This is a genomic window from Kovacikia sp. CALU 1929, assembly GCF_056784235.1.
Map to the genome: position 1 here is coordinate 54,339 of NZ_JBXBCF010000084.1, position 10,387 is coordinate 64,725.

The following is a 10,387-nucleotide window of genomic DNA, read 5'->3' on the forward strand; positions in this document are numbered from 1 at the left end:
GTTGTTGGTTGTTAGTTGTTGGTTGTTAGAGAAGGGAAGAGAGGAGGGGGAGCAGAGGCGAAGGAGGGAAATTCTCAACTCTCAACTCCCCCCTCCCCTCATTGAGGCTTGGTGATCCCCGAACGACTTGTGTTTACCAAAGGAAGAACCAGGCGGCTGAGGGTACGATTATCTTCCAACTTGTAAAAGTTGAGATCGCCTCCAATTTTTTTCATCAGAGTCTGGCAGATCATTAGATGCAAACCGGGGGGATGATCTAAGAGGGATGGAGCCAGTACGTCCAGAATCCGTCCGGTTTCAAGTTCCTCAAATAAGCGAGGTTCAACGATGCCGTTATCGGTGATTGAAATTTCTAGCCAGCGGTTGTCGATCTGACGGCACCAGATGTCAATCCGATTTCCAGACTGCGATCGCTCACAGGCAATCAACAGCAGTTCATAGATGACCAGTTCCATCTTGACGACATCGCCGCTAATCGTCAGGTTGGTTTCATTGTGAACCTGGGACCAGAGTTGGCGTTGTTTAATCAGGGCATCCACCCGCTCTAATGCCCGCTTTAGTAAGGAAATCAGGGGAATGGTTTGGGTAAAGGTCCGGGTTCGCCACAGTTCTTCCTGAATCAGTTGGGGTAGGGTGCCAATGGATTCTGTGAGTTGCTTGAGTGCTTGCTGTTGGCGGGTGATGAATAGGGGATCTTTGGGGTTATCCAACTGGTTCAACCGTTGCAGGCTGCCAGTCAGGGAGCGATACAGTTCTTCTAACCGACGATGCTTATACCAGTTCAGTCGCTCCAGTTCCTCTCGTTGGATGGAGAGCGTGTGGGTCAGGTTGAGGTAGCGACGTGACCAGGCAAGCTGGCTAACCAGGGTGCCAAAGGCACTCAGGTATCGGTCTGCCCACCGCCGATCGCTCACATCTGCCACCAGCACAATTCCCGTAGGTTCGTGCTCTGGGGCAGTTCGCAATGCCATGGTCAAAACCTGACCGATGCCCATTCCAGACAGCCACTGGCGGGTGTCAAAGGGAATATCTTCAATCGTCAATGGTAGTAGAGCATCACTTTCCAGAGTCCAACCTAGCAGAGCATCGGTGCTGATCGGGATCTCCCAATCCATGTTGATACCAAAGCGATCGTTGGTAATCATCGCGTTTCTGATCTGCCCCGTCGCCTGACCGGGAGACCAGGTAATGAGAGCAACCAGTGGCACCTGAAGCACCTGGGAAATTTGCTGAAGGGCAGACCGTTCCAGCACCTCAAGCTGGTGGGTTTGCTGAATCATAGTCAGCCCCCACTGAATTGTCTGCATAATTTTCTGCTGTTGCTCATTCTGCTTCTGTAACTGCCACTGGTGCAGGATTAAACCAATTTGCTGGCTAACGACTCTGACCAATTCGCGCTCAGTCCGGCTCCAGGTACGGGGTGTTTCATGGCAAATGATGACCACCCCTTCCAGCGAGTGCCCAATCGAGGTGTTGCACAGCATTAGTGACCGAACCCCTATCTCTAACAGGCGATCGCGCCACGCCAGCAATCGCAGATCCCCATCCAGGTTTTCCAGCCCAATGGGTTCGCTGCTTTTTTCCAGCAATTTGCGGTCTGTATCATTCAAAGCATCCAGGGGAACGCTCAAATGTCGGCGGTTGTGGGGCTGACTTTGATAGCAAATCTCAAATTTTGCCTGGTCTTTGTCATAAACCAGTACAAGAAATCGCTCTGCTCTCAACCGTTTACAAAGCTGGTCGGCTGACATCTTTAGCGTTGCCTTCCAGTCATCGTCGCTGTAGATGGAATGGGCAATTTCGGCAGTCAACACCTGATCCAGCCGAATCTGGTCAATGGATTGTTCCATCTCATCCAGGGGGGCTATGAGCGCTACAATCTGGGCGGCTCCCCGGACGTAGTTTTTCTCCTCATCCTCCCAAATCCGAGGTTCATTGCCCTCGACTGCCAGAAACCCCAGAAGTTCGTTTTGGAACAGAATGGGGGCTGCCAGCAGCGATCGCGCCCGAATTTGTTGCATTAACCGACTGGTCGTATCCGCCTTGAGGGAACTGTGCGCTTCACCAATCGAGACAATTTGGTCGGAGAGGAGCGCCTGGTAAAATCCGCTCACCTCTTGTACCGTAATGCCGGAGGATGGCTGGTTTGTCTCACTGAAACCAGTGGCTTTTTGGCGATTTCCCACCCTGCGCCAGAAGTAGCGCCGTTCCCGCTCAAACCAGTAAACACTGGTGCGGGTGGGATGAATGAACTGGTGGGTTTCTTCGACAATTGCTTCCAGACGGGCACCTAAACCGGGGAGCGATCGCAGCTTCGTTAACAATGCCAGGAGAGGCTGATCAGGGCGTTTAATTTGTTGCCGTTGCCACTCGACTTCAATCTGGTAAAGCGCTGTTCCCAGCCCTCCCAAAATCATGGATAGGCGTGCCTTTTCATCGGTTTTAGGCGACACCCCCCAATGGGGAGTTCCTAATAATGTCACCCCATAGCAGCGGTCTTTGTAGCGAATCGGAAAAACGACCGTGCCCTGGATGTTGTAAGTTTGTGCCACCTTGCGCCACTCCCCCGCCCTTAGTTCTTCGCGCAGATCGGGAACCGCCAGGGGACGCTGTTGAATGACGACCTGTTCTAAAATATCGCCAGGATTGAGTGTAAACCGTTGCTTGAGCAGCCCCACCTCACCCGAAGGGGTCGCCCCGCCCTTACCATGTAGCCGATGCTCCAGTCGGTCATACAGCCCAATCCAGATCAGGTCATAGTCAAATTCTGTCCGAAGATAATTCAAAACGGCATCAATCAGAACGTCTGAATTTTCCTCTTCCCGTAGGGTTTGCAAAACACGCCCCAGGGAAACTAGCTGTTTATCATATGGGGCATTTGGCTCTTTCTGTTGAACCATGTGATAAGAGCGGCAGATAGGCTAATACAACTAGAGTAATGAGCAGAACCGATGGCGTGCAAAGATATACAAGGTAAAAATTTACACAGGAACCCTTTGGGTAAAGCCAATTGTTCAACCGCTTTACCTTTAGATTGCATTGCTTCCATCCTAGTTGGTTTCTAATCGTTCAGATGGATATTTATCGGGCTGCCATTCGTCCAATTCTATTCTCTGGATTAAATGCCGATCCAGAGTGGCTTCACCAACAAACGCTAAGGGTACTGGGTTGGTTAGATGGAAATCGCGATCGCCCCCCCAATCCCTGGCTCTGCCACCAATTACGTCAGGCTTATAGTCTTTCTGACCCTCGTTTAGACCAAACCCTTTGGGGGCTAAATTTTTCCAACCCCATTGGTCTTGCTGCCGGGTTTGACAAAGATGGGGTTGCCTCTGGCATCTGGTCTGACTTTGGTTTTGGTTTTGCAGAACTGGGCACCGTCACCCTGAAGCCGCAACCGGGCAACCCCCGTCCCCGTCTGTTTCGCCTGCCTCTGGATCAGGCGGTTCTCAACCGGATGGGGTTTAATAATCAGGGGGCAGAGGTGATGGCAGCGAGGTTGGGGGAGAGATGGGGGGAGGAGGAGAGGGGGAGCAGAGGGGAAGGATTTGACACCCCCCGCCCCGCAAACCCCAACCCTCTAGGCATCAACCTGGGCAAGTCCAAGGTCACTCCTCTGGAAGATGCCGCAACGGATTATCTGAGCAGTTTTAAGCAGCTAAAAGATTGGGGCGATTACTTTGTGGTGAATGTGAGTTCGCCCAATACACCGGGGCTGCGATCGCTCCAGGCAACTGAAAATCTGGAGCCTATTCTGAGCGCATTACAACAGGAGAACCAGGGACAGAAACCTTTGCTGGTCAAGATTGCGCCCGATTTGGAGTGGGAGGCGATCGCGGCAGTCCTTGACCTGGCACAGAAACACCATTTGGCGGGCATCATTGCCACCAATACGACCATTAATCGACATGGACTTCAGACTTCCCTGATTAAAGCCACGGGCAACTCTGTCCAGGAAGAAGCCGGTGGCATTAGTGGCGCACCCCTACGCCAGCGCTCTACAGAAGTCATTCGCTTCATCTATCAGGAAACCCAGGGTCAACTACCGATCATTGGCGTAGGCGGCATCTTCACTCCAGAGGATGCCTGGGAAAAAATCACTGCCGGAGCCAGCCTGATCCAGGTCTATACCGGCTGGGTTTATGAAGGACCCTGGATGGTCAAACGAATTTTAGTAGGACTGTTGCAGAAGCTGGAGAAACGGGGGATGGGGGCGATCGGGGAAGCGGTTGGGAGTGAGGGGTGAGGAGGTTGTTGGTTGGTCATTGGTCATTAGTCATTTTCAACTCTCAACTCACCCTCACTCCTACTGCGCCAGCTTAATAAACACTCCTCCCCGCTGCACGCCTGATTGGTTGCCGTAGCTGCTCAATGTTAAGGATTCTAGATGGTTGAATAGGGGTTGTCCGGAGAGTTCAACCAGTTTCAGGAGCGGAAATCGTTCTTCTAGCCAGGGTTGGCTGGCAGCCCAGTCGATATAGAGATAGCCGTTGTTGGGTTGGAGGAGGGGGGCGATCGCCTGTTGAAAGCGGGCATCTTTGGCTAATGAAGCTTGTGTCGCTTTCAGCACTCGCCCCATTGAGGCAATGGAATTGGTGAAAACTTCGTAGTTGCCAACCGTCGCATGAACCCCTCTGACCTCTGCCTGCAAAGCCAGATCTGAGCTATCCTGTGGAGCCGAACCTGTGGTCAGACGAGTCCAGGCATAAACGGTTTGATCGCCAAGCTTGAGCGGACCAATGCTCAAACCCTGTTTTTGGGCGATCGCATCCAATCGTTCAATGCCCTGCTTTGCTAAACCCACATCGGAACGTTGGGCTACAAACATCCAGTTATCATCAGCAGAAGCAGGGACAGGGTTATTGTTGTTCTTTGCCTGCCCCGCTGGAAGTGTGCTGGTATCTGGGATTAGCCCCAGGGCATATTCTCCTTTGACCCAGCTAAACACATCCTTAGGCAGGTCAATCTTCCAACGATTCTGAAGATCCGCTAGGGGCTGATTCAGGAGTTGAGATGCCGTTTCGTAACTCTTTAAGTCGGTTGAAAGTTCTGACCAGAGGCGATCGAGATTAATGCCCGATGCCGAGAATGTACTGTTAGCAGGAATATATTGTAAAGCGCCTGCCGGTTGGGACAGGGTGGCTGCAATTTTAGTTTTTTGCCCACCTGACAATGCGGTTTCTGCGAGAAGCCCTTGCCGATCAAGTTCCAGGGCGATCGCCATAGTTTGGTAGGTAGGAGACGATCCTGCTTTACCGAAGTCTGCTTTACCGGCATCGGGTTTGCTGGCATCGAATTTGCTGGAAGCTGGTGGAATTGCTTTTTTGCCAGGAATCGTCGTCTCTTCAGCCAGCCAGGTAGAAAGACCAGGCAGATTGATAAAAGACAGCCCAATCCGTGGCTCGGTCAGGGTGTCTAGCGCCTGTTCATAGAAACTTGCACTACTCAGACTTAGATCAGGTGCCTGAACATTATTAATCGCATCCCGTAAAACTTTGGGATGGCTGGCGAACAGAATGAAGCGATCGCCTACCGCTGCACTGGCGAGGGAAGGAGAGAGGGGGGAAGGGGAAGGGATGAGGGGAGGTTTTGAGTTTTGAGTTTTGAGTTTTGAGTTCTTCTGGCTGCTTCCAACGGGAGTGCTGCCTGTTTTACTGGGAGCGCCAATCCCTTTGCCCCCTGGTTCCTGACTTCTGTATTCTTCTGCGCCACTGCCGTAGATTAGCTTCACGCCCTTATACTGCTCAAACACCAGATTAGTCCCAGCGATCGCCCGTTTCTGCCAGAAGAGTTGCAGGAACTCACGGGAGATCTCCGGGGCTTTGGTGGCGATCGCCAGCAGGTATCCAGGCTGTTTTCCATTCGCTGCATCCCGGTCAACGTCCAGCGTTGTGACCGCCAAAGTCACCTCATTGCCCAACCAGGGTTTTACATCTTGCTCGTAATTTAACCCTGTGTTTGCCAGCAGACTTTCTCTAATCTGGTTGACCTCTGCCCGTACCCGTCGCCGGTCTCCCGGACTTGCCACCACTAGCCGAAACGCCTCCAGTTGCTCAGGGTTGACCAACAGCGATGCCATTACCGGAGCCTGCCTGGGCACAAACATGGCAGCAGCAGGAGTCACCCCTTCCCCTGATTTCAACAAATTCAGCGGACTTTGGGACAATAGCCAGAAAAATCCACCCGCCGCAACGAGCAGCAGCACGACGACCACACTGGTCAGAATTGAGTAAAACGAACGGAGCTTCATGGAAAATCAGACGCCGCTTTCAGCGAACGAACAAAACAGTCCAGCAACAACTCATTATTTCAGGACAGCGTCCCCTGAACACATTAAAGATGCTGACGACTGGGCAGGAGGAGGGTAAATTGAGCAAACTTAACATTCCAGTACAGTCCAACCGGATGAAATACCCCCTCAGGTTTATGGGCATGATGAGTAAAGCTTGACTGAATATGTCCCGTCCAGACGCTGCCTTAGAGTGATTTTTAGACGAGTCAACCACAGCCGCGTGGGGATGGGGGGATGGGTGAGGATCGGGCTGATGCAAGGGAAAACGGCTGTAAATTTAAATTCCATTCATGCCCTCCAGTCGTTGAGGCTTTTGGAATGGGCTTTTAGACTAGTAGGTTCAGGGTGCAGAGCGATCGCTGATTCATCACGAGAAATTTTCAATGTCCAAATCTAACGCTGATCACTCTGATCCGCCGGATCAGGAATCTTTACAATCCATGAATATTGACCAATGGATTGAGAATTTGCAGCGGGCTGACCGTTCGTTCTATAACATGATGGCATTGGAGGTATGGTCCATTGCTAAAACAATGGATGGGTTGCTTCCAGGTTTCTGGAATCGGTTTATGACCAATCGCCAAACGGCACTGAAGCAGTTCATGCAACAGAAAAACCTGCATCCTTCAAATAATGAATCCAATGGGTCAAAGGGAGACGATCAAGGGAAGAGAGAAGAGGTTTGAATTTTACGGGTATACGGGTAATAGTCGTTCACTCCTGGCTCCCTCACTTTTCACTTTCCCCTCTCAGATCCTTCCCCTGCCTCCCACCAAAGGTTGACTGGGGGATGTATCCATCAGCACTTTATTTCTTGATGGTTCAACACTTACACTACTGAAGGATTCGACTCGCCGATTAGCGTCTCCTCCAACGGCTGCTAAATTTGCCACAATCTGTGTTCGTGGAAAACCCGTAGCTTTTTTGCTCTTTTCTGCTCCCAACCCCTCTGGGAACCTGATGCCAGCCCACCATCCCGCTGTTGTCCTGCAAGGGCTAAGAAATTTACATCCATTTCGCTCAGTTACGGACCTCTCCAGACGTTCCATCCTTCTCTTTTATGAAATCTACCGCATCTACCCTTTCTGTCTGGCAAAAACTAAAGAAGCGCGAGATGAGTTGCGAAGAAGCGCTCAATCTTCTGGTTGATCAAGACGGTCTTGTCGCTCTTGGACTGCTAGATGCTGAAGTGAGCTATCGATTTCTAAGGGAATTTCCCGATCGCTCTACCCTTCCGCCCCTGCTCCCTCTACTGTTATGGCGTAACTGCTTTTACCTGGGTAGTCCAGCGACCGTTACACCGGAGGTGATTCGCACCCTGAGCGATCGCACCTTCACTGAGATCAAAATTATCCCCATTTCTGACAAGAGCTACCGAGCATGGCACCGTGCCCAAAATCTAAACTGTAACCAGATCAGTGCCCAACCTTTTGTCAATCCGCTGACCGGCGAACTGGAACAGGAAGACATTAGTGAAGTCACTAAGGAGCTTCTGTCCAAAGCGGCGGACCAGATCGGGCGGATTAAAACGATTATTTCTGGTGCTCTCCGCAACCGAGCCAGTGACATTCACCTGGAACCGACCCTGGAAGGGCTACGAGTCCGCTACCGGATTGATGGCATTCTGCGAGATATTACAACCCTGCCGATGGAAATTAGCCGGCGGGCGATCGTGGCACTCAAAGTCATGTCCGATATGGACATTGCCGAAAGTCGTCGTCCTCAAGATGCCCGCCTGGGTGAAAGTTACGCTTCCGGACAGTCCACCGACCTGGGACTGGATATGCGGGTCAGTACCCTGCCCTGTGTCGGTGGCGAAAAAGCCGTGATCCGGCTTCTGCCTCGGCAAAATCCTTTCTCCAGCATGGATGAACTGGGTTTCTCTAAACACACTCTGGAAATCTACAAACGCTGGCTTCAGCAGCCCCAGGGCATGGTTATTTTCACGGGACCGACCGGCTCTGGCAAGACCAGCACCCTTTATACCAGCCTGCAAACGGTTGCTACAGAATTTGTCAATGTAGTGACCGTAGAAGACCCGGTTGAATACATCCTGCCCCGCATCACCCAAACCCAGGTACATGAACCGGCGGGCATGACCTTTGCGGCTGGACTGCGTGCCATTCTGCGGCAAGACCCGGACATCATCATGCTGGGCGAAATCCGGGACCATGAGACGGCAGAAACTGCTGTTCGGGCAGCACTCACCGGACACCTGGTCCTGACGACCCTTCACACCAATGATGCAGTAAGTGCCATCCCCAGACTGAAGGATATTGGACCTGACCCCGGCTTGATTAGTGATGCCCTGTTGGGAATTGTCGCCCAGCGGCTAGTGCGTAAAGTTTGCCCCCATTGCGCTGAGCCTTACCAGCCTACTGAAGCAGATTTAAAGGTGCTGGGTATTGAGTGGGAGCAGGCAAGTACAGGACAGTGGCAACAGGGCAAAGGCTGCGCTCGCTGCTTTAATTCGGGGTTTTTAGGACGGGAGGCAATCATCGAATTGCTCAACGTCGATGATACGATCCGTCAGATCATCTATGAAGGCACCATGACCCAGTTACATCGCTACCTGAACGAAAGTGGGTTTGATTCTTTCCGGGTCGCTGCCATTGACAAGGTGACAACCGGGATTACAACTGTGCAGGAAGTCTTGCGGGTACTGCCCTACAGTGCCATGCGCCGCAAATTTCTAGAAGAAAGCCGTAGTGGTCATGATGAGACCCGGAGCAGCCACATTAAGCTGATCAATGCGACCTAGTGTTCCGTTGGGAAAATTTTGACGGATCATAGACCCGCAAAATTCAACTCTCATCAAGTTTTTGGGTGTTCGCTACCCATCAAATTTAATTTGACAATGGACTAGTGATGAACTTGTTCAAATGTGGATACTCACTGCGTGAAACTGACCGTTTTAGAAGTTTGTTTTCAACCACCAATGCTGAGGAGGTGCGATCGCTCCATCGTAAAGTTGGCATCCGCTTTGAGCACGTCTGGAAAGGAACCTTGATTCAACCCATGATTGAGACAATTGCTTGAGAACCTGGATAAACTATTGGTAACTCTCCATTTCCAACTCTCTATTCGTAGCATGGATTCCTTCTACGTGAATCGACCCAATTAATGCCAAGAGCGGGTCATCATCTTCATCATCGGTTGAGGCTTCCATTGAAGTTTGAGGCAATGGCGGTAATTGCCAGGACAGTAGTTCGAGTACAATTTCTTCGAGGGACTTATTTAATTTTTGTGCCTGCATGGTTAGTGCCTGCTCTAATTCGTCTGTTAGATTAACAATCAAGGTTCTAGCCATTATGCTTTTCTCCTGACTGCTGATTACCAATGTTTTCAGCCACTCCTTCTAGAAGGGCAGAAGCATTATTGCAAATGCATTTTGCCATTGTCTTCATCGTTATCCAATTCATCGGTGACTCCCTCCAGATAGCCAATAACACCTTTACCCCAGGGAGTTTCTTCGGCAAAATGTTCACCCACTTTAAGCAATCCTTTTTTTAACCCATTCCACTGACGTTTTAGGTTAAGGATGTTTTGCCAGCGTTTGGGTTGAGTCCGTTTTATCTCCTGAAACTCTGCATCAATCATTACAGGCACTTGAGCTTCTGTTGCCTGGGGATGTTTTTGCTGTAGGTCAACAATGAGTTGCCCGACCTCAACCAGTGCTTCAGTCAACCCAGGATTTTCTGCGTTGTTGTATTGAATGCCAACCTGATCCCGCTGAATGGTGACATCACCTGTGTTGATGTTACCAACTTGTTGAATATTAGGCGTTGCATAATGGGAATATGAAATCAGGGTGAAACCGATGCAATGTCCCGAATGTGGCTCAACTGACATCAGTAAGAACGGCAAGCAAAGAGGTAAACAAAATTACCTCTGCAAAACCTGTCGGCGGCAATTTATCGAAACCTATGATCCACCCTCTGGTTATGCTGATGAATTTAAGCGCGAGTGTCTCAAAATGTATGTCAATGGGATGGGGTTTCGTGGCATTGAGCGAGTCAAAAACGTTCATCATACGACCGTCATTACCTGGGTCAAACACATCGGTGAATGGTTACCCGATGCGTATGACCCAGA

Annotated in this window: 9 protein-coding genes; 5 read left to right on the forward strand and 4 right to left on the reverse strand. The window is 50.8% G+C overall.

Annotated elements, in window-relative coordinates; genetic code table 11:
* Positions 1-98: 98 nt before the first annotated feature.
* Complete coding sequence (locus AC1S52_RS23320) at positions 99-2,900, reverse strand: sensor histidine kinase (protein WP_482031433.1); 2,802 nt, start codon at positions 2,898-2,900, stop codon at positions 99-101.
* Positions 2,901-3,073: 173 nt separating this feature from the next.
* On the opposite strand from AC1S52_RS23320, the gene AC1S52_RS23325 reads away from it, so the two are divergent.
* Entirely contained in the window at positions 3,074-4,246 is a 1,173-nt protein-coding gene (locus tag AC1S52_RS23325; protein WP_482031434.1) for a quinone-dependent dihydroorotate dehydrogenase, read from the forward strand.
* A 60-nt stretch (positions 4,247-4,306) separates the two neighbouring features.
* Here the strand turns inward: AC1S52_RS23325 and AC1S52_RS23330 are convergent, their stop codons facing one another.
* Positions 4,307-6,250: a DUF3352 domain-containing protein gene (locus AC1S52_RS23330; RefSeq protein ID WP_482031435.1), complete on the reverse strand. Its 1,944-nt coding sequence runs from the start codon at positions 6,248-6,250 to the stop codon at positions 4,307-4,309.
* Between the two features lie 425 nt (positions 6,251-6,675).
* Between AC1S52_RS23330 and AC1S52_RS23335 the strand changes: the two genes are divergently transcribed.
* The 3 genes from AC1S52_RS23335 (at position 6,676) to AC1S52_RS23345 (ending at position 9,331) form a co-directional block, all read left to right on the forward strand.
* A complete protein-coding gene (locus AC1S52_RS23335; protein WP_482031436.1) occupies positions 6,676-6,978 on the forward strand; it encodes a hypothetical protein in 303 nt (100 codons plus the stop codon).
* 374 nt (positions 6,979-7,352) lie between these two features.
* Positions 7,353-9,053 (forward strand): GspE/PulE family protein, encoded by a 1,701-nt coding sequence (locus AC1S52_RS23340; RefSeq protein ID WP_482031437.1) that lies wholly within the window; start codon positions 7,353-7,355, stop codon positions 9,051-9,053.
* A gap of 107 nt (positions 9,054-9,160) precedes the next feature.
* Entirely contained in the window at positions 9,161-9,331 is a 171-nt protein-coding gene (locus tag AC1S52_RS23345) for a hypothetical protein (RefSeq protein ID WP_482031438.1), read from the forward strand.
* A gap of 13 nt (positions 9,332-9,344) precedes the next feature.
* Here the strand turns inward: AC1S52_RS23345 and AC1S52_RS23350 are convergent, their stop codons facing one another.
* Both AC1S52_RS23350 and AC1S52_RS23355 read right to left on the reverse strand, forming a co-directional pair.
* Positions 9,345-9,602, reverse strand: a complete 258-nt coding sequence (locus AC1S52_RS23350; RefSeq protein WP_482031439.1) for a hypothetical protein — start codon at positions 9,600-9,602, stop codon at positions 9,345-9,347.
* 65 nt (positions 9,603-9,667) lie between these two features.
* On the reverse strand, positions 9,668-10,144 hold the full coding sequence (locus AC1S52_RS23355) for a hypothetical protein (RefSeq protein WP_482031440.1): 477 nt from the start codon (positions 10,142-10,144) through the stop codon (positions 9,668-9,670).
* On the opposite strand from AC1S52_RS23355, the gene AC1S52_RS23360 reads away from it, so the two are divergent.
* On the forward strand, positions 10,113-10,387 hold a 275-nt coding region (locus tag AC1S52_RS23360), incomplete at its 3' end, for an IS1 family transposase (protein WP_482031441.1). The genes AC1S52_RS23355 and AC1S52_RS23360 overlap by 32 nt on opposite strands.